At 66.4% G+C, this 22,980-nt stretch carries 15 protein-coding genes and 1 tRNA gene; 7 read left to right on the plus strand and 9 right to left on the minus strand.

Features of this window, described 5'->3' with window-relative positions; translation table 11 throughout:
- The first annotated feature begins 9 nt into the window (after positions 1–9).
- Both ACCQ12_RS07240 and asnB read left to right on the plus strand, forming a co-directional pair.
- Complete coding sequence (locus tag ACCQ12_RS07240) at positions 10–150, plus strand: hypothetical protein (RefSeq protein ID WP_158255441.1); 141 nt, start codon at positions 10–12, stop codon at positions 148–150.
- Positions 151–279: 129 nt separating this feature from the next.
- Positions 280–1,974, plus strand: a complete 1,695-nt coding sequence (asnB, locus tag ACCQ12_RS07245; protein WP_372383269.1) for an asparagine synthase B — start codon at positions 280–282, stop codon at positions 1,972–1,974.
- Between the two features lie 54 nt (positions 1,975–2,028).
- On the opposite strand, the gene hpaM is transcribed toward asnB, so the two are convergent.
- From hpaM to ACCQ12_RS07260, 3 genes are all read right to left on the minus strand, one after another.
- On the minus strand, positions 2,029–3,081 hold the full coding sequence (gene hpaM, locus ACCQ12_RS07250) for a type III secretion-associated outer membrane-bound protein HpaM (RefSeq protein WP_184374068.1): 1,053 nt from the start codon (positions 3,079–3,081) through the stop codon (positions 2,029–2,031).
- Positions 3,082–3,370: 289 nt separating this feature from the next.
- Positions 3,371–5,509 carry a TonB-dependent siderophore receptor gene (locus ACCQ12_RS07255; protein ID WP_372383270.1) on the minus strand — a complete coding sequence of 713 codons (2,139 nt, stop codon included), beginning with the start codon at positions 5,507–5,509 and terminating at the stop codon, positions 3,371–3,373.
- A 492-nt stretch (positions 5,510–6,001) separates the two neighbouring features.
- Positions 6,002–8,395 carry a penicillin acylase family protein gene (locus ACCQ12_RS07260; protein WP_372383271.1) on the minus strand — a complete coding sequence of 798 codons (2,394 nt, stop codon included), beginning with the start codon at positions 8,393–8,395 and terminating at the stop codon, positions 6,002–6,004.
- A 257-nt stretch (positions 8,396–8,652) separates the two neighbouring features.
- On the opposite strand from ACCQ12_RS07260, the gene bfr reads away from it, so the two are divergent.
- Positions 8,653–9,138, plus strand: coding sequence for a bacterioferritin (gene bfr / locus ACCQ12_RS07265; RefSeq protein WP_372383272.1), 486 nt, complete (start codon positions 8,653–8,655; stop codon positions 9,136–9,138).
- Positions 9,139–9,225: 87 nt separating this feature from the next.
- On the opposite strand, the gene ACCQ12_RS07270 is transcribed toward bfr, so the two are convergent.
- From ACCQ12_RS07270 to ACCQ12_RS07280, 3 genes are all read right to left on the minus strand, one after another.
- Positions 9,226–9,882 (minus strand): thiopurine S-methyltransferase, encoded by a 657-nt coding sequence (locus ACCQ12_RS07270; RefSeq protein ID WP_372383273.1) that lies wholly within the window; start codon positions 9,880–9,882, stop codon positions 9,226–9,228.
- A 334-nt stretch (positions 9,883–10,216) separates the two neighbouring features.
- Positions 10,217–12,460, minus strand: coding sequence for a DNA topoisomerase IV subunit A (gene parC, locus ACCQ12_RS07275; protein ID WP_372383274.1), 2,244 nt, complete (start codon positions 12,458–12,460; stop codon positions 10,217–10,219).
- Between the two features lie 61 nt (positions 12,461–12,521).
- On the minus strand, positions 12,522–13,373 hold the full coding sequence (locus ACCQ12_RS07280; protein WP_039563972.1) for an AraC family transcriptional regulator: 852 nt from the start codon (positions 13,371–13,373) through the stop codon (positions 12,522–12,524).
- A gap of 122 nt (positions 13,374–13,495) precedes the next feature.
- On the opposite strand from ACCQ12_RS07280, the gene ACCQ12_RS07285 reads away from it, so the two are divergent.
- The 4 genes from ACCQ12_RS07285 to ACCQ12_RS07300 are packed head-to-tail and all read left to right on the plus strand — an operon-like array spanning position 13,496 to position 18,238.
- Positions 13,496–13,936, plus strand: coding sequence for a MarR family winged helix-turn-helix transcriptional regulator (locus ACCQ12_RS07285; RefSeq protein WP_039410307.1), 441 nt, complete (start codon positions 13,496–13,498; stop codon positions 13,934–13,936).
- Positions 13,933–15,447, plus strand: a complete 1,515-nt coding sequence (locus ACCQ12_RS07290) for an AdeC/AdeK/OprM family multidrug efflux complex outer membrane factor (RefSeq protein ID WP_372383275.1) — start codon at positions 13,933–13,935, stop codon at positions 15,445–15,447. Before ACCQ12_RS07285 ends, ACCQ12_RS07290 begins: the two co-directional genes overlap by 4 nt.
- Positions 15,448–15,457: 10 nt before the next feature.
- Positions 15,458–16,651, plus strand: a complete 1,194-nt coding sequence (locus ACCQ12_RS07295) for an HlyD family secretion protein (protein ID WP_184386946.1) — start codon at positions 15,458–15,460, stop codon at positions 16,649–16,651.
- 6 nt (positions 16,652–16,657) lie between these two features.
- On the plus strand, positions 16,658–18,238 hold the full coding sequence (locus ACCQ12_RS07300) for a DHA2 family efflux MFS transporter permease subunit (RefSeq protein ID WP_047693582.1): 1,581 nt from the start codon (positions 16,658–16,660) through the stop codon (positions 18,236–18,238).
- Positions 18,239–18,457: 219 nt separating this feature from the next.
- Here the strand turns inward: ACCQ12_RS07300 and ACCQ12_RS07305 are convergent.
- From ACCQ12_RS07305 to ACCQ12_RS07315, 3 genes are all read right to left on the minus strand, one after another.
- A tRNA-Leu gene (locus ACCQ12_RS07305) sits at positions 18,458–18,544 on the minus strand.
- A 141-nt stretch (positions 18,545–18,685) separates the two neighbouring features.
- The gene (locus ACCQ12_RS07310) at positions 18,686–20,875 is read right to left on the minus strand and encodes a beta-glucosidase family protein (protein WP_372383574.1); all 2,190 of its coding nucleotides are present in this window, start codon (positions 20,873–20,875) and stop codon (positions 18,686–18,688) included.
- A 181-nt stretch (positions 20,876–21,056) separates the two neighbouring features.
- Positions 21,057–22,826, minus strand: coding sequence for a M14 family metallopeptidase (locus ACCQ12_RS07315; RefSeq protein WP_372383276.1), 1,770 nt, complete (start codon positions 22,824–22,826; stop codon positions 21,057–21,059).
- Positions 22,827–22,980 lie beyond the last annotated feature (154 nt).

Here is a 22,980-nt window from a genome sequence, read left to right on the forward strand (position 1 = left end):
GGACCGTCGTTGCCGCTGAAACAGTTGCGCCAGCGAAAACGAACGGTTAGCGTCGACGCCATGGTCATCCACCTCGCCAACGTCAATAACGCCAACCGCAACACGCTGCGCGCGAATAATCGTGCGCGGCCGATGCGGGTCTGCGACTAGGCGAAGTTCACCCAAACGCCCAGGAATCAGAAAACCCGCATCGGCCGATGCGGGTTTTTTTATGGGTGTCATTTCGTGCAGCACGCGTGTCCACCGGCCACCAATCCCGCAGTTCATCAGGAGTTTTCCATGTGTTCCATCTTCGGTATTTTCGGGCTGCAACCCGGTGACGATCTGCAGGCGCTACGCCGGCAGGCTCTGGAATGTTCGCAGCGTCAGCGCCATCGTGGCCCCGACTGGAGCGGCGTGTATGTCGATGGCGGTGCGATCCTGGTGCACGAGCGCCTGGCCATCGTCGACCCGGCCGGTGGCGCACAGCCGTTGCTTTCCGAAGATGGGCAACTGGTGTTGGCGGTGAATGGTGAAATCTACAACCATCGCGAAATCAAGCAGGAACTGCAGCAGGCCTACGCATTCCAGACCGGCTCCGATTGCGAAGTGATCAATGCGCTGTATCGCGAAGATGCGCCTGCGTCCTATCTCAATCGCCTCAACGGCATCTTTGCGTTTGCGTTGTGGGACAAGGCCGCCGGCCGCGTGATCATTGCGCGTGATCCGATCGGAGTGGTGCCGCTGTACTGGGGCCACGATCGCGAGGGTCGCCTGCGGGTGGCGTCGGAACTGAAGTCGCTGGTGGACGAGTGCGCCGACGCCGCGCAATTTCCGCCGGGGCACTGGTACGACAGCGCCACCGGCGAACTGAGCCGTTACTACGAGCGTGCCTGGCGCGAATACGCTGAAGTGGAAGGCGTGCAGGTGCAGCTGCAGGAATTGCGCGAAGCCTTCGAGCGTGCCGTGCACCGCCAGCTGATGACCGATGTGCCGTACGGTGTGCTGCTGTCCGGCGGACTGGACTCGTCATTGGTCGCAGCCGTGGCTGCGCGTTATGCACGCCACCGCATCGAAGAAAACGACACCACCGAAGCATGGTGGCCGCGGCTGCATTCGTTTGCGATCGGCTTGAAGGGGTCGCCCGATCTTGCCGCCGCAGAAGTCGCTGCGTCGGCGCTGGGCACCGTGCACCACGGCTTCGAATACACCTTCGAAGAAGGGCTGGATGCGCTGCCGGAAGTGATTCGCCATATCGAGACCTACGACGTCACCACCATCCGGGCATCGACGCCGATGTTCCTGCTGGCGCGGCGGATCAAGGCGATGGGCGTCAAGATGGTGCTGTCGGGCGAAGGCAGCGACGAAATCTTCGGTGGCTACCTGTATTTCCACAAGGCACCCAATGCGCGCGAGTTCCACGAAGAACTGGTGCGCAAACTCGATGCGCTGAACAACTACGATTGCCTGCGTGCCAACAAGTCGATGATGGCCTGGGGCGTGGAGCCGCGGGTGCCGTTCCTGGACCGCGAGTTCCTGGATGTGGCCATGCGCATGGACGCCAGCTTCAAGATGATCGACAAGACCAGCACGGGCGCCACGCGCATGGAAAAGGGCGTGTTGCGCGAGGCCTTTGCCGGCTATCTGCCCGAATCGATCCTGTGGCGGCAGAAGGAGCAATTCAGCGACGGCGTCGGCTACGGCTGGATCGACGGGCTCAAGGAGCATGCCGCCTCGCACGTCAGCGACCGCGAACTGGCTGCGGCCGGCAAGCGTTTCCCGGTCAATCCGCCGCAGACCAAGGAAGCGTATTTCTATCGCAGTGTGTTCGAGCAGTTCTTCCCGAGCCAGGCGGCGGCGGAGACGGTGCCCGGCGGCAAGTCGATTGCCTGCTCGTCGCCCACCGCGATTGCCTGGGATGCGAGTTTTGCCGCAATGGCCGACCCATCCGGCCGGGCGATCGCAGGCGTGCACGCACAGGCGCTGGCCTCCTGAGGCAGTGGGCTTGCAGCGGCCGGCACGCGCCAACGCGCGGCCGGCCGCCTTGTCTTATTGCTCGTGGCGCACGCAATAACCGTATCGCTGCGGCTCGATATCCACGCCGGCCACATCGGCCTGGTTGTTGCGCCACAGGTTGGGCTTGAAGTCGGCCGCCGTGCAATTGGCCGCGCGGTCCACGCCGATGGTGTAGGTGAACGGCGTATTGGAGAAGCGGTTGTTCTCGAACACGTTGTCCTGGCTCATGCTGTTGTCCCAGCACAGGATTTCCGGCGTGCGATAGCGGATGGCGCAGGCCAGGAATACGCCGGCGACCTTGTTGCCGTCGAACTGGTTGTTGCTGAAGCGGTTGCGCCGTGCATCGGACAGGTAGATGCCCTGGCTGCCATTGCGCTCGAAGCGGTTGTTGCGGATCTCGCTGTCTTCCAGATGCTCGGTGGTCAGGCCTGCAGCCACGTTGTCGTGGATGTAGTTGTTGACCATGGTCACCTTGGCTGTGCGGTTGAACGACACGCCATCCCAGATGGCGCCGGAGACATCGTTGTTTTCGATGGTGATCTCGCGGGTGTCGTACTCGCTCAGCAGGCAGGCGCTGCGGCACTTGTTGACCTGCAGACCGGCGAGCCGGATGCCCTGGCCGGAGCGCACCACCACCGCGCTGTTGCTCAGGTACGGGCGCTCGGGCATGAACTCCTTGTCGCCGGTGCTGGCCACGATCTGCATGTCTTCGATGCTGACGTTGCGGATCACCCCGGTGGGCTGCTGGTTTTCGTAGTCGCCTACCACCAGCACAGGCTGTTGCACGCCGTCGGCCATGCGCAGCACCGTGCCCGGACCCTTGCCGCGCAGGGTCAGGTTGCCACGATGGATCGACACCAGCCCGTTGAGCGGAAATTCGCCTTTTTCCAGGCACAGCACGGCCGGCGTGTCGCCCAGCGGCAGTTTGTCGATGGCTTTTTGCAGATCCTGCCCCGGCTTCACCTTGGCGGTGCAACTGGCCACCGGCGCGGCAGGTGGGCCCGGAGTGGCTGGTGGCGCGGCCGAACAGGCGGCCGAGAACAGCAGGGGCAACAGGGCGGAAACGGAGCGGGCAAGCTGAGGCATGCGGATTCCGGTCAGTGAGGGGAGGAGGGCGATGTGCGGTAGCTCTCTACCGATCGCGACGGCCTCTAGTGTGTCGCACCGAACGTTAAGTTCCAGCCCATGCATGCCCGCGCGATTCGGCGCAGGTTCATTGCGCGGCCATCGCCACCGCCGCAACCGTGCGTTGTTGCACAGTTGCCATCGCCACACGCAGACGCGTGGCAGCGATGGCGATGGCGCGGGCTGAATTACAGGATCCACACTCCGCACTCCGCACGCATGCAGGAGTGCGCACCACTGCAAGCGGCGATCAGAAGCTGTAGGCCAGTTGCGCGTAGATGCGTCGCGGCTCGCCCGGGAAGTGGCCGCCGCGCGCATTGAAACCGCTCACCGCGTACACCTTGTCGAACAGGTTCTTGACGTTGATCTGCAGCTTCCATGCGTCCCACTGCGTCTGCCAGCTGATGTCGTAGATGGCGTACGGTTTGACCCGCTGGCCTTCGAGGCTGACCCGCTCGCCCACGTAGTCGGCGCCGAACGCGACCGCCGAGCGCCATGCCGGCAGGTCGTAGCGGGTCCATAGCCCGAAGGTGTTGCGTGGCGCATTGGCGAAGCGATCGCCGGAGGCATTGGTGATGCCATTGGTCCCCGCGTCCAGCACGCGTGCATCGTTGTACGCATAGGTGAGGTTGAGCACCCAGCGCTCGGTGAGGTCGGCCAGCAGGTCCACCTCCAGCCCTTCGCTGCGCACCAGTCCGAGTGCAGACAGCTGATTGACCCCATCGACGACGGCACCATTGGCCTGCACGATGTTGCTGCGTTCGATGCGATACAGCGCGGTGTTGAGGGTCAACCCACCATCGTTGAGCGCGGTTTTCAGGCCAAGCTCCCACTGCGTGCTGCGTTCCGGATCGAATGGCCCGCCCACGCTGGCATCCTGATTGGCCGCATCCTGCGGCAGGAAACCGCTGGCATAACTGGCGTAGGCATTGACGCCATCGCGCAGCACGACGGTGCTGCCCACGCGCCAGCTGAGGTCGTTGCCGGTGACGCGCGAATCGTCCAGCAGGTTGTCGTCCTTGAAGCCGTCCCAGCGCACGCCGGCCATTGCATGCCAGCGCGGCGTCAGCGTGAGCTCGTCCTGCAGATATGCGCCATAACGCTGGCTGCGCGTGCTGGTGGCGCGCCAGGGCAGTGTGTCCAGCCCGTAGTCGTAGAAGCCGCTGCGCCCGTACTCCGGGTTGAACAGATCGATACCCGGCACTGGCCCGCGCACGCGCCCGGTATCGGCGGTGTTGGCGGTCTGTGCACGGAAATCGGCATCCAGACGGTAGTAATCGGCGCCCATCAGCAGCTTGTGCTCGATCGCGCCGGTGCTGGTGCGGAACACCGCGTTGACGTTGCTGGAAATCGCATCGTTGTCGCGGTACTGGTTGCGCAACTGGCGCGTCATCCACTCGGCCGTACCGTCGCGATCGCGGTCGATCAGGCCCATCGGCTCGTGATAGATCTGATGTTCGTCGTTCTTGAACCAGCGCACCGCCATGTCCACGTCCCACGCGCTGGACGGCGCAAACCGGTACTGCGCGAACGCCACCTTGGCGCGCATGTCGAGAAAGTCGGTGGGCTCGTTGTGGTTCCAGCGGCGGTCGGTGAGGAAGTTGCCGTCGTCATCCACCGGCACCCCGCGCAGGCGGTTGCCGCCCAGGTTCTGGGTGATGTCGGTGTACTGCAGGGTGAGTTCGCCGGTGTCGCCGATATCGAAGGCCACCGACGCATCACCGATCTGGCTTTGACTGTCGGTGTTCCAGCGAAAGCCGTCCTCGCCATCGGCATAGGCGCCAACGCGGTAGCGGATGCGGCCGTCGGCGCGCGCGGGGCCTGTGGCTTCGAACGAGGCCGCGCCGAAGGACTGATTGCCCACCTGCAACTCGATCCGGCGCTGTGCCTGATGCGCCGGCTTGCGGGTGACATAGTTGATGACGCCGCCCGGCTCGCCGCCGCCATACAGCGCGCCCGCCGGACCCTTGAGCACTTCCACGCGTTCGATGTTGAACAGCTGCGGCACCGAGAAGCCGGCGTACGGGTCGCCGCGCAGTCCGTCGTAGAGCACGTTTTCCTGGCGGAAACCGCGCAATGTCACGCCGGCATAGCTGAAGAAACTGATGCCGCTGATGCTGCGATACAGATCGGTGATCTGACGGGCGGCCTGGTCGTCGATCAACTCGCGCGGCAGGACCTGCACCGATTGCGGCACCAGTGCCAGCGGTGTATCGGTCCGCGTGGCCACGGCGGCGTCGTCGGATTTGTAGAGGGTCTGCGCGCGGCCGACGACATTCACGCCATCCAGCTCGGTCAAGGCCGGAGGGGTGCTGTGTTGAGCGAAAGCAGGCAGGGCAGGCAGGGCGAGCGCAGCGGTGAGCGCGGTGACAAGGAGCGTGGGGCGCATTGGTGACTAAATGGGAATGGTTATCAAATGCATCTTAGCACGATGTGATTGGCCAATTGCAGAGGTCGCTGCGGAGGAGCGAAACGTGTGGTTGTGTGATTTGCTTGTGTGCGTGTGCGTGTGCGGATGCAGTCACGCGAGCTGCGAGCTGCGAGCTGCGAAGGCAGAAGGCAGAAGGCAGAAGGCAGAAGGCAGAAGACGCCTCGCCGGGGAGCGGCTTCAGAACATGGCGGCCATGCCCGCTTCCCTTCTCCCGCCGGGAGAAGGTGCCCGAAGGGCGGATGAGGGTGCAGTGCCGCTGGATGCTGCCGGTTGCGGGACTCGCCTCGGCTCTGGCTGATCCATAGGGATGAAGCCCGTACCCTCACTCCAACCCCTCTCCCGCCGGGAGAGGGGCTTTGCATCGGGGGAGAGGGGCTTCCGCATGGCGGCGATAGCCGATGGTTCTTGTTGTTTTTCCGTAGCCGCTATGCAGCAGCGTTGCTGCCGCTTTTACTGCGGACGCAATTGCAGCGTGTAGCGCGTGGCAGTGGGTAGAAAAGGTGTGGGTCGTCCATGCACCCAATCGTCGTGGCCCGCGCCCCAGAACGGTGACAGCGGGTGGCCGCTCTGGCCGCCGGGCATGTGCACGATGCCGTCCTGTTCGTGCCCGGGAGAGACCACCATGCGCTCGGAGGCGCCGAAAGCCGGGCCTTGCACGCGTGGCATGTCGCGGTCGCCCGGCAGCTGGTCCGGTGGCATGCACAGCCAGCGGCTGGCCAGCGCCGGCAACGCGCGGGCGATTGGATGGCAGATGGCAGCGGTGTTGCGCTCGCCCCAGGTGCGCTTGCCCAGTGGTTCGCCGGGCGCTGCCTGTGCGGCCAGCTCACGCTGCGCGCTACGGGCAGCGTCGCCAAGCAACTGGTCCCAGCTCGCATAGCTTGGTGGCAGCAGATGCACCGGGCGCTGTTGCAGAAGCGGCCACACGACGCCTTCCAGTTGCGCGCGACGCAGCGGCAGAAACTCATTGCCAAGCGCAGCTTTCCCGGGGGCAAGCAGGCCGGCTTCCACCGCAGCGATGGTGTTGCTGCGGAACTCGCGCACGATGCGGTAGCTGGCCGAATCGGTGGAGGCATGGCCACTCCACCGCCGCGTTGCCACTTCGACTTGCTGCAAGGCCGGGTCGTTGCTGTGCGCGACCACGCCGCGCAGCACCTGCCACCAACGTGTCAGCAACACCGCGCGATCGTCCAGCTGGATCGCCAGCAGATCGCGCTCGGTGAAGCGCTGCCTGGCGAACAGGGCGTCGCGGATCTGCTGGGCACGTGCGCCCAGGTCGTAGCCGGCATTGCCCAGCGTGGCCAGTTGCTGCGCGTCGACAACCCGGCTGTTGGCGGTCCAGAGCCGATGCGAGGGCGGGTCGATCAGCGCGGGCGCTGCGTCGCTGCGCAGCGGCCACGGTGTGCAAGCGGCCGGCGGCGTGGTGGCCGGTGCTGGCGGGGCGGTCTGTGGCGAGGCTGCAAGGTCGGCGATGCCGGTCGGGGTGCAGCCGGGGTTGCGTGCAGGGCGCGCGCCGATCAGTCGCCAGCCGATGCGCCCGCTGCGGTCGGCGACCACCAGGTTCTGCGCGGGAATGCCGGAGCGGTCCGCTACCGCGAAGGCGTCCTGCAGGTCGCGTGCGCGGCTCATCTGCGCAAAGTCCAGGCGGATGGCGCCGGGCAACTGCGCGGCCCAGCGCAGCGCCAGCACGCTGCCATCTGCATTTTCGTGCAGGATCGGCCCCCATGCCGCTTCGCGCACCTCAAAGCGCACCGGTGCCGCGCCGGCGACGCGGATCGTTTCGACATGCGTCGTCAGTGCCTGCGGGTGATCCGGCGTCGCCGGTGCGATACGCGCGAAGTCGGCGGTGTCGATGTAGCTGTTGGTGAAGGCCCAGGCCACGTGGCCATTGCTGCCGACCACCACCGCCGGCAGACCGGGCAGGGTGAAGCCGGTGACATCCACCTTGCCATCGGCTGCGGCCGTGTCGGAGTAGCGCAGCCGCGCGCGGAACCAGATGTTGGGGGCGCGCAGGCCCAGGTGCATGTCGTCGGCCACGATGGCGCGGCCGTCGGCGGTCAGGCGGCCATCGACTGCAAAATTGTTGCTGCCCGGGGTGGGCTGCTCGGCCTGCGGTGCGGCGGCTGGATGCGGCAGGCGGCGCAGATCCAGCGTCCCCGCATCCGGCAGCACCGCATCGCCCTGTGCGGGGCCGGACAGCGGCGCATCCCAGCTGGAACCCTGGTGATCGAGCAAGGCCGCCAGTGCCGGTGGCAGCACCGCGCGCAGACGCGCGGCGGCCAGTTCGGTCTGGTTGTCGCTGTCCTGCAGGTCGGCGTACATCGCCATGCCGGTCAGGATCGAATCCTCCAGGGTCCAGGCACGCGGCGTCTGGCGCAGCAGCAGGTACGGCCAGGGGCGCACCGGCAGCGCGGCCAGCCCCGCGTTCACACCGTCGGTATATGCCTGCAGCGCGGCACGCTCGCTGCCGGCTGCAATCTGCAGACTGGCCTGCACGCGTGTGCGCAGCCGGTGGACGCGGTTGCGCTTGTCCAGGTCCACCGCCTTGGCGCCGAACAACTCCGACAGCTCGCCGGCGGGCGCACGGCGCATCAGGTCCATCTCGAAATAGCGCTCCTGAGCATGCACGTAGCCGAGCGCGCGCATCGCATCGATCTGGCTGGCGGCATCCAGCGTGACCACGCCGTTCCGGTCGCGCTGGACGCGCACTGGCGCGTGCAGCCCGGCCAGAGCGGTGTCGCCATCCAGCTGTGGCAGGCTGCCGCGCAGCAGCAGATACAGGACCACGCCGGCTGCCAGGGCCAGTACCACGATTGCCAGTGTCAGCCGGCCCAACCATTTGCGCATTTTCATGTCCCTGAGTGTGGATTGCTGACAGGCCGCGATGCGGTGGCGGCGGGCTGCGCAGCGCGGGGATCGCCGATCCGCAGGCCGGCCGCGCCCGTCTTGCGGCATGCACCGTCGATCTGGTCGCCATTGTCGAGTGTGCCTGCGGCGCATGACCGCGATGGGTCTGGCCGCAAGCGCAACTGAAAGTGATTCCGATTAGATCATTGCCCGCCGGCTTAGGGCACCATGCGCGCATTGCGTCACTGGAGCACAGCATGAAAGGCCATCCCGAAGTCGTCGAATACCTCAAACAGCTGCTACGCGGCGAACTGGCGGCACGCGACCAGTATTTCCTGCACTCGCGTCGCTACGAGGATCAGGGCCTGATGGCGCTGTACGAGCGCATCAATCATGAAATGGAAGAGGAAACCGAGCACGCCGATGCGTTGCTGCGGCGCATCCTGTTCCTGGAAGGCGACCCGGACATGCGACCGGCCGAGTTTGCGCCGGGCAAGACGGTGGTGGAAATGCTCGAGCGCGATCTGATCGTCGAATACGAAGTGCGCGCAGCATTGGCTGCCGGCATGAAGCTGTGCGAAGAGCACGGCGACTATGTCAGCCGCGACGTGCTGCTCAAGCAGCTGCAGGACACCGAAGAAGACCATGCCTGGTGGCTGGAGCAGCAGCTCGGCCTGATCAAGCGGATCGGCCTGGAGTTGTACCAGACCTCGAAGATCGACAAGGGCCCTGTGGCCGGTTGATGGCCACGGCTGCATGAACGCGCGGTGCAAGGCCGCGCGCAGCAGCCAGCGTGTGATGCGGCCAGGCGCGTGCCTGGCAGGCCGCCATCAGCCGCGTTGCAGGCGATAGACGACGGTGGACAGTGCGGTGACGCCATCGGCGCGAAAGCGCGGCTCCTGATCGAGGATGTCGCGCCGTTCCAGCACTTCCACCTGCCAGTTGGTGTCCAGCAACGCGTGTACCTGCGCGGCGTCCACCGAAAACGGCGGGCCGGCTTTCTCGGCTTGCGGATACTCCAGCGTGATCAGCAGGCCGCGGCAGTCTGCCGGCAGGCGCGCGTACGTCGTATCCAGATAGCGTTGACGCAGGTCCTCCGGTAACGCGACCAGCGCTGCGCGGTCGTACACCGCCCCGCAGTCGGCGAGCAGGCTCGCCTCCAGGGCAAATGCATCGCCGCAAATGATCTCGATGGGACCGGCGACGAAATGCTCGCCGGCAGCGCTGATGCGACGCTGCGGTTGCAGGCCGGCTTCGTCGAAAAACTGCATCACCGCCAGCGGCGACAATTCCACGCCCAGCACGCGATGGCCTTGTGCGGCCAGCCAGTGCATGTCCATCGTCTTGCCGCATAGCGGCACCAGTACGCGGGTGTCGGTGGGCACCTGCAGCTTGGGCCAGTGCTTGCGCAGCAGGGGCATGACCTCCTGCTGGTGGAAGCCGATCTGTCCGTGCTGCCAGCGTTGCAACCAGAAATCTGTGTCCATGGAGGCGTCGTGTCCTTGCGCGGCATGCGCAGTGGTCGTCGCGCCAGCGCGCGCCGCTCGATTGATGTGTCGATTCCAGCGTTGGCACTACAGCTGACGCAGCTCGATCAGCCAACGCAGCGGCGCCGATCGCACCGCTGCGCAGGCATATGGCGAAGCCGCGTTACTGCACTTCCAACTGCGCCTCAGTAGCCTGAGGCGACCGCAGTTCCAGTCACGCCGCTGCGCGCCGGATGGGTGAACCCCCGTTACTGCACTTCGAACCCGCGCCTCGGTCGCCTGAGGCGACCGCGGTTCCATCCGCGCCGCTGCGCGCCGGATGGGTGAACACCCGTTACTGCACTTCCAACCCATCCACCTTCTGCCACCCACGCGGCAACAACGCCCCACGGCTCGCGCGCGCACCCACATACGTGTCCAGATCCTTGAACGACAGGCTCATGGTGCGGGCGCCGCTGCGCACCAGCAGGGTATTGCCCGGAGCGACCGCCACCACCGCCACTACACGCTCGGTACCGAGCTTGGCCTTGGGGATCTCGATGATCTTGTTGCCCTTGCCCTTGTCCAGCTCGGGCACCTCGGTCGCCGGCACCGCCAGCAGGTTGCCGGCGCTGGTCACCGCGACAATCCGGTCGGTCTGCGGGTTGCTCACCTGCGCCGGCGTCAGCACGTGCGAGCCGGCGGTGAGGTTGAGCATCGCCTTGCCGGCCTTGTTGCGGCCGGTGAGGTTTTCAAAGCGGGTGACGAAACCGTAGCCGTGCGAGGACGCCAGCACGAAGCGGGTGGCGTTGTCGGCACTGGCTATGACCTGGAACGCGGCGCCGGAGGCCGGCGAGAAGCGCCCGGTCAGCGGTTCGCCATTGCCACGCGCGGAGGGCAGGGTGTGCACGGCGGTGGAATAGGCGCGGCCATCGGAATCCAGGAACGCCACCTGGTGGGTGCTGCGGCTGCGCACCGCCGCCCGCAGGCCATCGCCTTCGCGATACGACATGCCGGCCGGATCGACCTCGTGGCCCTTGGCGGCGCGCACCCAGCCCTTTTCCGACAGCACCACGGTCATCGGTTCGCTGGCGACCATCTCGGTTTCGTCGATGGCCTGCGCGGCGCCGCGCTGCACCAGCGGCGAACGGCGCGCATCGCCGAACTTCTTGGCATCGGCGGTGAGCTCGTCCTTGATCAGCTTCTTCAGCTTGGGCTTGCTGTCCAGGATGGCCATGATCTGCGCGCGTTCCTTGGCGAGGGCTTCCTGCTCACCGCGGATCTTCATTTCTTCCAGGCGCGCCAGCTGGCGCAGCTTGGTTTCCAGGATGTATTCGGCCTGTTCCTCGCTCAGCGCGAAGCGCGCGATCAGCACCGGCTTGGGTTCGTCTTCGCTGCGGACGATGCGGATCACTTCGTCCAGGTTGAGGAAGGCGATCAACAGACCTTCCAACAGGTGCAGACGGCGCTCGACCTTTTGCAGGCGATGGTTGAGGCGGCGGGTGACCGTGTCGCTGCGGAAGGTCAGCCATTCGCTCAGCAGGTGCTTGAGGTTCTTGACCTGCGGACGGCCATCCAGGCCGATCACGTTGAGGTTGACGCGATAGCTGCGTTCCAGATCGGTGGTGACGAACAGGTGGCCCATCAGCTGCTCGGCATCCACGCGATTGGAGCGCGGCACCAGCACCACCCGCACCGGACTGGTGTGGTCGGATTCGTCGCGGATGTCCTCCAGCCATGGCAGCTTCTTGGCGCGCATCTGCTGGGCGATCTGTTCGATCACCTTGGACGGCGACACCTGGTACGGCAGCGCGTCGATGACGATGTTGGCGTGCTCTTTCTTGTAGGTGGCACGTGCGCGCACGCTGCCGTGGCCGGTCTCGTAGATGTTCCGCAGGTCCGCAGCCGGGGTGATGATCTCGGCGGTGGTCGGGTAGTCTGGGCCCAGCACGTGCTCGCACAAGTCGGCGACCGTGGCATCGGGGTCGTCGAGCAGGCGCAGCAGCGCGCTCACGATCTCGTTGAGGCTGTGCGGCGGCACGTCGGTGGCCATGCCGACGGCGATGCCGGTGGTGCCATTGAGCAGCAGGTGCGGCAGGCGGGCCGGCAGCCAGGTGGGTTCTTCCAGGGTGCCGTCGAAGTTGGCTGCCCAATCGGCGGTGCCCTGGCTGATTTCGCCCAGCAGCACCTCGGCGATCGGGGTCAGCTTGGATTCGGTGTAGCGCATCGCCGCGAACGACTTGGGGTCGTCGGTCGAGCCGAAGTTGCCCTGACCTTCGATCAGCGGGTAACGGTACGAGAACGGCTGGGCCATCAGCACCAGTGCCTCGTAGCAGGCGCTGTCGCCATGCGGGTGGTACTTACCAATCACATCGCCCACGGTGCGCGCGGATTTCTTCGGCTTGGCGGCGGCATTCAGGCCCAGCTCGCTCATGGCGAAGATGATGCGCCGCTGCACCGGCTTCAGGCCATCGCCCAGGAATGGCAGGGCGCGGTCGAGCACCACGTACATCGAATAGTCGAGATAGGCGCGTTCGGCGTACTCGCGCAGCGGCAGCTGTTCGAAGCCGTGGAAGGTGGGGCGGGTCAGATCGGTCATGTAAAGCCAGGTCCTGCGTGAAGAAGAATCCGCGCCGAGGCGCGGACTCGAAGAGCGCCGATTATCCGGATGCGGCGGGGGATGCCAAGCCGCGCGCATGGCCGGCGGCCAGATAACGGGTGGGCGGGGCGCCGAAATGGCGGTGGAACACACTGACGAAGGCGCTGGGACTGCTATAGCCCAGCTGGTCGGCCACCTGCGCCACCGGGCTGCCCTGGCTGAGCCGGCGCAGGCCTTCGGCTAGCCGCGCCTGCTGCCGCCATTGCGCAAAACTCAGGCCGGTCTCGGCACGGAAATGCCGGCTCAGGCTGCGCGGCGATAGCCCGCCCCAGTCGGCCCAGGCTTCGAGCGGGCGCGGGTCGGCCGGGGTGTCGAGCAGCTGGCGGGCGATGCGCAGCAGCCGGCGGTCGGCCGGCATGGGCAGGTGCAGGTGGTCGATCTGCACCTGGCACAGTTCGTCCAGCAGCACCGCGGCCAGCCGTTGCTGGGCAGCGTCCAGCGGCTGATCCAGCGGCCAGCTGGCGGCACGCATGATCGCTTCGCGTGCCAGCCCAGTCAGGCGGATCACGCCGCCCTGTGCGGGCAGGGCATGGCAGGCATCGGGCCGTACCACCACGCCCCAGCCGCGCATCGGCCCGGCCAGCTCCACGGTGTGCTGCCGGCCGGGCGGCATCCAGCCGGCGCAGCCGGGCGGCAGCGACAGCGTCCCCTGTTCGGTGTGCACGGTGAGCACGCCCTGTTCGACAAACATCAGCTGGCCGCGCACGTGGGAATGCCAGGCGGTTTCCGGTGCCCACACCGCACGCAGGTCGGCCAGGAACGCGATCAGCACCGGCCCGTGTGCCCACTCGAAACTGGCCCGGATGCCGGGTGGCAGGGCATCGATCGTGGTTGGCGGGTTTTCGATAGTCATTGGCGCAATTGTATTACCGGGCCAGCAATCACGGCGCGTATCGTGGCGATCCTTGCGCGCGGTTTAATACCACATAAGATATTTGCGTTGACAAATATATTTTTCGGAACAAAATGTCTGGCATGGATCTACCGCCCACCGCCTCGCCGTCGTTCGGCCTGCTGTTGCGCCAGGTGCGCGACGCGCTGATGCGCCAACTCGACGCCGAGATGAAGGGCGAGCTGCCCGACTTCGGCTTCAGCCACTACGTGGGGCTGAAGGTCCTGGCAGTGCGTTCGCCCTGCACGGCCAACGAGTTGGCGCTGGCCCTGGACCAGACCCCGAGCGCAGTGACCCGCCTGCTCGACAAGCTCGAGGCGCTCGGCGCGGTGCGGCGCGAGCCGCATGCGCAGGACCGCCGCGCGCTGCAGATCGTCATGACCGACCAGGGCCTGGCGCTGTGGGAGCGGCTGCGCGCGCGTGGCGAGCGTGCCATCGAGCACGGCCTGCGCGACCTGTCGGCGCCCGAGCGCGAGCAACTCACCTCTCTTCTCATCCGTGTCCGCGATGCACTCAACTCATGAACGCTGCTAGTTCCCTTCTCCAGACGCTGCGCCCGCGCTCGATGCGCCTGGCGCGGCCGCTCGTCCTCACCGCGCTGAGCCTGGCGCTGGCTGCATGTGCCAGCAGCCGTGGCCTGGCGCCGCAAGGCACCGTGCTGCAGCCCGGCGACGTGCATGCCGAGCGCACCCTGACGCAGGCCGGCTTGAGTCCCGCCGCATGGCCGGCCAGCGACTGGTGGCGCGCGCTCGGCGATGCGCAGCTGGATGCCCTGATTGCCGAAGGTCTGCAGCACAGCCCCAGCCTTGCCGCAGCCGATGCGCGGCTGCGGCAGGCGCAGGCGCGCATCGGTTCGGCCCAGGCCGACCGTGGCCCCAGCCTGTCGGTGTCCGGCGGCTATACCGGGTTGCAGTTGCCTGAATCGATGGTCGGCGAGGAACTGGGCGGCAGTTACGGCGGTAGCGCGCAGGTCGTGCTGGATTTCCGTTATGGCGTGGATCTGTGGGGCGGCAAGCGCAGTGCCTGGGAAGCGGCGGTGGATCAGGCACATGCGGCCGAGGTGGATGCACAGGCCGCGCGCCTGAACCTGTCCGCAGCGATCGCCGAAGGCTACGCGCAGCTTGCCTATGCCTGGAGCCTGCACGACGTGGCCAACGATGAGCTGGGCCGCGCGCAGAAGACCCTGGAGCTGACCCGGCAACGCCGCAGCGCCGGCATCGATAGCGAGCTGCAGGTGCGCCAGGCGCAGGCGCGCGTGCCGGCCGCGCAGCAGCAGGTGCAATCCGCGCAGCAGCAGATCGACGAGGCGCGCACTGCGCTGGCCGCGTTGGTCGGGCAGGGCCCGGATCGCGGGCTGGACATCGCACGGCCTGCCATCGCCGCATCGATCGCCATGCAGCTACCGGGCAACCTGCCGGCCGATCTGCTGGGCCGTCGCCCCGACGTAGTGGCGGCGCGCTGGCGCGTGGAGGCCGCCGACAAGGACATCGCGGTGGCCAAGACACGCTTCTATCCCAGCCTCAACCTCACCGCGCTGGGGGGGGCGGTCAACCCGGATATCGGCAAGCTGCTGGAAAGCGGCTCGGTGTTCGGATTGGTGGCGCCGGCATTGAGCCTGCCGATCTTCGACGGCGGCAAGCTGCGCGCCAATCTGGCCGGCAGCGATGCGCAGTACGACCTGGCCGTGGCCGATTACAACCAGAAGGTGATTGCCGCGCTGCGCGAAGTGGCCGACCAGGTCAACGCGGTGCGCTCGCTGCAGCAGCGCGTGCAGGCGCAGGACGAGGCCGTGCAGACGGTCAACGCCGCGTTCGGGCTGGCGCAGCAGCGTTACCGCGCCGGCATCGGCAGCTATCTGGAAGTGCTCAGCGTGCAGGAGCAGTTGCTCGTCGCACGCCAGCGCATGGCCGGGCTGCAGTCGCAACAACTCCTGGCCTCGGTGAGGTTGCAGCGTGCGCTGGGCGGCGGATTCACGCCGGAGCCCGCACGCGACACCGCACGCACCGCGACCACCTCCGCACAACCGAATTCCTGAGACAGCGACGATGAGCCAGAGCACTCCAACTTCTTCCCAACCCGCGCCGGCTGCGCCCAGCAAGCGCCGTGCGGCGCTGCGCATCGTGGCCATTCTGGTGATCGTGGCGATCATCGGTCTGGTGGCGTGGTACTTCCTGGTCGGCCGTTGGCACGAAGACACCGACGATGCCTACGTGCAGGGCAACCAGGTGCAGATCACCCCGATGGTGGGCGGCACCGTGGTCAGCATCGGCGCCGAAGACGGCATGCGCGTGGAGCGCGGCCAGTTGCTGGTGCAGCTGGACCCGGCCGATACCGCCGTGGCGCTGCAGCAGGCCGAAGCCAACCTGGCCAAGACCGTGCGCCAGGTGCGCGGTCTGTACCGCAGCGTGGAAGGTGCGCAGGCCGAAGTGTCTGCGCGCGAAGTGACGCTGCGCAGTGCCCGTGCCGACTTTGCGCGACGCAGGAATCTGGCCGCCAGCGGTGCCATTTCCAATGAAGAACTGGCGCATGCCCGCGAAGAACTGGCGGCTGCCGAGGCCGCGGTGAGCGGCTCGCGCGAGAGCTTCGAGCGTAATCGCGCGCTGGTGGACGACAGCGACCTGGCCAGCCAGCCGGACGTGCAGACCGCTGCGGCGCAGGTGCGCCAGGCCTATCTCAACCACGCACGTACCGGCGTGGTGGCACCGGTGTCCGGTTATGTCGCGCGGCGCTCGGCGCAGGTTGGCCAGCGCGTGCAGCCCGGCAGCGTGCTGATGGCGGTGGTGCCGCTGGAGCAGGTGTGGGTGGAAGCCAACTTCAAGGAAACCCAGCTCAAGCACATGCGCCTGGGCCAGGAAGTGGAGCTGCGCTCGGATCTGTACGGCGGTGGCGTGGATTACACCGGCCGCATCGAGAGCCTGGGCCTGGGCACCGGCAGCGCGTTCTCGCTGTTGCCGGCGCAGAACGCCAGCGGCAACTGGATCAAGATCGTGCAGCGCGTGCCCGTGCGCATTGCGGTGGACAGCAAGCAGTTGGCGGGTAATCCATTGCGCATCGGCCTGTCGATGAAGGTCGAGGTCAATCTGCACGACCAGCAGGGCAGCGTGCTGCCGACCAAGCCTGCGACCGGCGCGGTGTTCTCCACCGACGTGTATGCCCAGCAGTTGCAGGCCGCCGACGCCGACATCCATCGCATCATCCAGGACAACCTGCCGTCGCAGGCTGCCACCAAGGCGGGCTGAGCCACCATGTCTTCGCAAGCTCCCACCGCGCCCGGCGGCCCGGCGGCGCCGGCGCCCGCCGCCGGCTTTCGCCCGGCCAGCGTGGCGCTGTGCACCGTGGGCCTGGCCATGGCCTCGTTCATGCAGGTGCTGGACACCACCATCGCCAACGTCTCGCTGCCGACCATCGCAGGCAATCTCGGCGCCAGTTCGCAGCAGGCCACCTGGGTCATCACCTCGTTCGCGGTCAGCACCGCGATCGCCTTGCCGCTGACCGGCTGGCTGAGCCGTCGGTTTGGCGAGACCAAATTGTTCGTGTGGTCCACGCTGGCCTTCACCATCGCCTCGCTGCTGTGCGGCCTGGCGCAGAGCATGGGCATGCTGGTGGTGTCGCGTGCGCTGCAGGGCTTCGTGGCCGGGCCGATGTACCCGATCACCCAGAGCCTGCTGGTGTCGATCTACCCACGCGAAAAACGCGGGCAGGCACTCGCCTTGCTGGCCATGATCACCGTGGTGGCGCCAATCGCCGGCCCGATCCTGGGTGGCTGGATCACCGACAACTACAGCTGGGAATGGATCTTCCTGATCAACGTGCCGCTGGGCATCATCGCCAGCAGTATCGTGGGCTCGCAGTTGCGCAATCGCCCCGAGCAACTCGAAAAGCCGCGCATGGACTACATCGGCCTGATCCTGCTGGTGGTCGGCGTGGGCGCGCTGCAGCTGGTACTGGATCTGGGCAATGACGAAGACTGGTTCTCGTCCGACAAGATCGTGGTGCTGGCCTGCGTCGCTGCGGTGGCGCTGGTGGTGTTCGTGATCTGGGAACTCACCGACAAGGACCCCATCGTCGACCTCAAGCTGTTCCGGCATCGCAACTTCCGCGCCGGCACGCTGGCCATGGTGGTGGCGTATGCGGCGTTCTTCAGCGTCAGCCTGCTGATCCCGCAATGGCTGCAACGCGACATGGGCTACACCGCGATCTGGGCCGGCCTGGCCACCGCGCCGATCGGCATCCTGCCGGTATTGATGACGCCGTTCGTGGGCAAGTACGCGCTGCGTTTCGACTTGCGCATGCTGGCGACCATCGCCTTTGTCTTCATGTCGTTCACCAGCTTCTTCCGCTCCAACTTCAACCTGCAGGTGGACTTCGGCCACGTCGCGACCATTCAGCTGGTGATGGGCGTGGGCGTCGCGTTGTTCTTCATGCCGGTGCTGCAGATCCTGCTGTCGGATCTGGATGGGCGTGAGATCGCTGCGGGCTCCGGCCTGGCGACCTTTCTGCGGACGCTGGGCGGCAGCTTCGCCGCTTCGTTGACCACCTATCTATGGGCACGCCGCACCCAGGTGCACCACGCGCATATCACCGAACACATCTCGGTCTACACGCCGGGCATGCAGGAGCAGGTCACCGCAATGGGGCAGGGCGACCTGCAACGCGGCGCGGCCTCGCTCAACAACATGATCAACCACCAGGCCTCGCAGATGGGCTTCAACGACATCTTCTACCTGCTCGGCTGGACCTTCCTGGCCATCATCTTCTTCCTGTGGCTGGCAAAGCCGCCGTTCGGTGCGGGTGCAGGCGGCGCGGCGGCGGCTGGTGGGCACTGAGCGCTGAGCGCGGCAGCGGGCTGAGCATGAAAAACCCCGCTGAAATGCGGGGTTTTTCTTCATTCGGGATTTAGCGTTGGCCGACTGCCGCAGCGCCAAGCAGTTCGATGCGATGCATGGCCTGACGCTGGCCTTGGCAAATGAAGACCTCGCGACACTGATGCCCCAAACGCAAAAAACCCCGCCGAGGCGAGGTTTTTTACGATCTACCGTGAGTCGTGGTGCCCAGGAGAGGACTCGAACCTCCACGAAGTTGCCCCCGCTAGCACCTGAAGCTAGTGCGTCTACCAATTCCGCCACCTGGGCGACTCAGGGGGCGAATTGTGCAAGCTGCGCGCGTGGCTGTCAACGCATCTTTTGCAAAATTTTAGCGTCGCTTGCGACGCGCGTGACAGGGCGGCGGCGGCGGCGGCGGATACGCGCAGCACGCGTCCGCCGCGGGGCCGCTCACGGCAACTGCGTGGCCTGCAGGGCGACCTCCACGCTCTGCACCGGTTCGCTCGCCGAACGTGCCAGTTGCACGCGGTAGGTGCCCGCCGCGATGTTCCAGCGGCGCGCCTTGGCATCGAAGTCGGCCAACGTCTTTGGCTCGGCCACCACCTGCACGCGGCGCTTCTCGCCTGGCTTGAGCGTGAGCTTCTGCCAGCCGATCAGGCGCAGCGGGGTGGCGTGGCCGTCGGGCAGGGTGACGTAGAGCTGCGGCACCGCGGCACCTTCACGCGGGCCGATGTTTTCCACCTCGAAGCTGGCGGTGAGCTGGCTGCCGTTGGCGTCCACGCGCAGCCCGCCCATGCGGAACTGGGTGTATGACAGCCCGTGGCCGAACGGGTAGCGCGGGGTGAGATTGCGTGCGGCGAACCACTTGTAGCCGACATTGGCGCCTTCGATGGCGTAGTCGATGCTGTCTTCGCCCGGCTTGGCCGGCTTGAAGCCCAGGCCCGGAATCGAGGGGCGCGGCAGCTGCGACTCGTCCACCGGCCAGGTCACCGGCAGGTGGCCGGACGGGTTCACCGCACCGGTCAGCAGGTTGGCGATCGCCTCGCCGCCACCGATGCCCGGATACCACGCCTGCAGCACCGCCGGCACGCGCTCGGCCCACGGCATGCGCACCGGTCCGTTGGTTTCCAGCACCACGGTGGTCTTGGGGTTGGCCTTGGCCACCGCTTCGATCAAGGCGTCCTGGTTGTCGGGCAGGCGCATGTCCGGCAGATCCACCGATTCGGCGGCCCACTGGGTGGCGAACACGATCGCCACATCGGCGGCCTTCGCTGCACGTGCGGCAGCTGCACGGTCCTTGCCGTCCACGTAATCGATCTGCGCATTCGGCAACGCGGCGCGCAGCGCCTGCAACGGCGAAGACGGGTGGATGATCACCGGGCCGGGCCAGGTGGTCGGGGTGATGCCCGGTACCGCGTTGCCGCCGTTGATGGTGTAGTCCACGCGCGACGAGCCGCCGCCGGACATCACGCCCTTGTCGGCGTAGCCGCCGATCACAGCAATGCGGCGCACCTCCCTGGACAGCGGCAAGGTGGCCTGCTCGTTACGCAGCAGCACGCTGCCTTCTTCGGCCACATGCTGCGCAGCCAAGAGACCGGCCTTGCCGTCGATCGGCTGGCGCTGGCTCGGATGATCGAAGGCGCCATGCGCGAACAGGCTGCGCAGCACGCGCTTGACCATGTCGTCGAAGCGCGCACGCGGCACCACGCCGGCCGACACCGCCATGCGCAGCGGCGCGTCGAAGAACACCGCCGCGTCGAACACTTCGCCGGCCGATTGCTGATCCAGCCCGGCCAAGGCGGCCTTGGAGCCGCTGTGCACGCCGCCCCAATCGGACATCACGTAACCGGGGTATTTCCATTCCTGCTTGAGCACCTGGTTGAGCAGGTAATCGTGCTCGCAGCCGTAGATACCGTTGATCTTGTTGTACGAACACATCACCGAGGCCGGGTCGCCGATCTTCAGCGCGATCTCGAAGGCCAGCAGATCCGATTCGTGCATTGCCTGCTCGCCGATATCGGCGCTGTGGAAGTTGCGCCGCGTTTCCATGTCGTTGAGCGCGTAGTGCTTCATCGTCGACAACACATGTTCGCTCTGCACGCCGCGGATCGACTCGCCGACCATGGTGCCGGCCAGCAACGGGTCTTCGCCGGCGTATTCGAAATTGCGGCCGTTGCGCGGGTCGCGCTGCAGATTGACGCTGCCGGCCAGCAACACGTTGAAGCCCTGCTGCCAGGATTCGCGGCCCATGGTCTTGCCGCCGGCGTACGCCAGTTGCGGGTTCCAGCTCGATGCCGTGGACGGGCCCGATGGCATGGCGGTGGCGAAGTCGCCCTTGCGGATGCCACCCGGGTTGGTCACGCCCACACCGGCATCGGCGAGCTGCTGCGCGGGGATGCCCAGGCGCGGAACGCCGGGCACGTAACCGGCCGAGCCCAGCGCACCTTCCGGCTTGGGGATCTTGTCGGTGCCCAGGCCGAAATAGCTGCGCAGCATCTGGAATTTTTCGTCGTCGGTCATCTGCGCCAGCAGGCGGTCGGCGCGCTGGTCCGCAGTCAATGCGGTGTCCATCCACGGCTGCGACGACGGTGCGCCTTGTGCGACTGCCAGCGGTGCAGCCAGGGCAATGCCCAGGCCCATGACCACCGCCAGGACCAGGGGGCGCGGGCGGTTCTGGCGGTGTGTAAACGTTTTCATATCGAGGTGTGGCACGGGGTGTCCTTGTAGTGCTGGGTCGTAACGAACTTGTGGGCACCGAAGTGCCCGAATCGGGTGGACGCGGCTGTGCCGCGCTGCCGCCTGCCGGAATCGGCGGGGGCGGTTAGAAGCCGGTCTGCGCGGTGCGCAGGACCGGGTAGAGCTGGTAGCGCTCATCCCACGAAGAATGGCGCTTGGCGAAGAATTCCAGCCGTGCCTGCGGATCCTTGGCAAAGTCCGGGTCGCTGGCGATGCGCTGTTCGAATTGCGCCTTCAATGCGGCATCGTTGGCGAGCATGTCGCGCGCCACCTCTTCGGCGACATAGGCTTCCATGTATTCCTTGCGCTCGAACGCGGTGTTGAAAAAGCCCCACTGCAGCAGCGAATCCGGTGCCTGCGGTTCCAGCATCGCCATCACCAGGCGTGCCTTGGGTTGGGCGATCGGCACGAACAGCGAGCCGGCCGGCACATCGCGGCTTTCATCGCGCCATTGCCCAACGAGGTCGAGCGTCTGGTGACCCTCATTCGAGCGCGCGGCAAAACTGGCCTTGTCGGCGCGGAAGGTTTGCACCTGGCGCGTGGCCGCACTGCCGATGGTCTGGAAATCAATGCCGTGCAGGCGCAATTTTTCGCCCACCAGGGCCGCTTGCGCGGCCGGCACCAGATAGCCGCCACGCGGCGCATCCACCACCACATCGGGCGTGATCTGGTCGCGCAGCGGCACCTTCCAGATGTGCGGTGTGCGCTCGTCGTAACGCGTCATCAACGCGCCGGAAATCGGCGACGGCGTGCGTGTGTATGCATAGCCGCGAAACGCGACCGTGCGCGCCTGCGGGCCGGCCGCAAAGCTCAACGGCTCGGATGTGCCAGCCAGCTGCATGGCGCGTTGGTCGGCAGCCAGTGCATCGGCGCGCCACTGCGTGCCATTGCGTGCAGTCTGCTGCAGCACCGACACGATGGCATTGCGGGTCACCCGCACGCGTGTGGGGTAGTCCTTCCACGAATGCGTTTCCACCAGCATGCCGAAGCGGTTGCGCAACAGGAAATACCCGTGCGAGAAGCGTGGCGGCGAGACATCGTCGGCAAAGCCGGAGGCAGGGTCGTCCTCGTGTAAGAAGGACGGGTAGTAGGGCAGTGGCAGCGAGCCCTTTTTTTTCAGATCCGCAAGCACCGCGTCGCGCCAGCGCGTGCCGTCGCGCTGCAAGGTCGCATCGCCGGCATGCACCGGCTCAACCTGCACCGACACGTCGTGCTCGAACTTGGCGCCATCGGTGACGTGCAGGTCCACATACATCAGCGGGTCCCACTGCTGCACCAGGCGCAGCATGGACTGCATCTCGGGCGCGTCGGCCTTGACGTAATCGCGGTTGAGATTGAGGTTCTGCGCGGTGGTGCGCCAGCCCATCTGTTCGGGGCCGCGTTGATTGGGCCGGTTCCAGGCGCCAAAGCGCTCATGACCATCGACGTTGAACACCGGCACGAATACCCACACCAGTTTGTCGAGCACGCCTTTGCCGGCCTTGCCGTCGAGCAGTTCGCGCAGTGCCAGGAAGCCCGCGTCCTTGCCGTCGATCTCGCCGGCGTGGATACCGCCCTGGATCAACACCACCGGCAGCTTGCGCTGCGCGGCCGATTGCGCGTCGAGCGCGCCACTGGTGGAGACGACCAGGGCCTTCATCGGCCGGCCTTCCGGCGTGGTGCCGAACTGGATGCAGCGCACCGCCTGCGGGTAGCGCTGCGCGAAGGCATCGCACAGCGCGATGACTTCGTCATAGCGGCCGGTCTGCACGAAGCCGCTGCGCTCGGCCTGCGTGGTCAGTGGTGTGGCGGCAAGCGCGGCAGGGGTGGAAGTCAGCAGCAACAGGCTCAGGGCCAGGCGGGTGAAGCGGGGCATCCAGCGGTCCAGTGTTCCAGGAAAACGTTTGCAATGTAGCCGAGCCGAGCGGGCAGGCCAATCTGCACTGCGGCATGGGCGGCGGCCAGCAGCGAGCGCGAGCGCCCGGTCGGCGCTGCTTTTCGCTGCGCCTCCATGCGCAATGTATAGGCGT

The sequence above is a fragment of the Xanthomonas sp. NCPPB 1068 genome (assembly GCF_041479385.2).
Classification (GTDB): domain Bacteria; phylum Pseudomonadota; class Gammaproteobacteria; order Xanthomonadales; family Xanthomonadaceae; genus Xanthomonas; species Xanthomonas cannabis.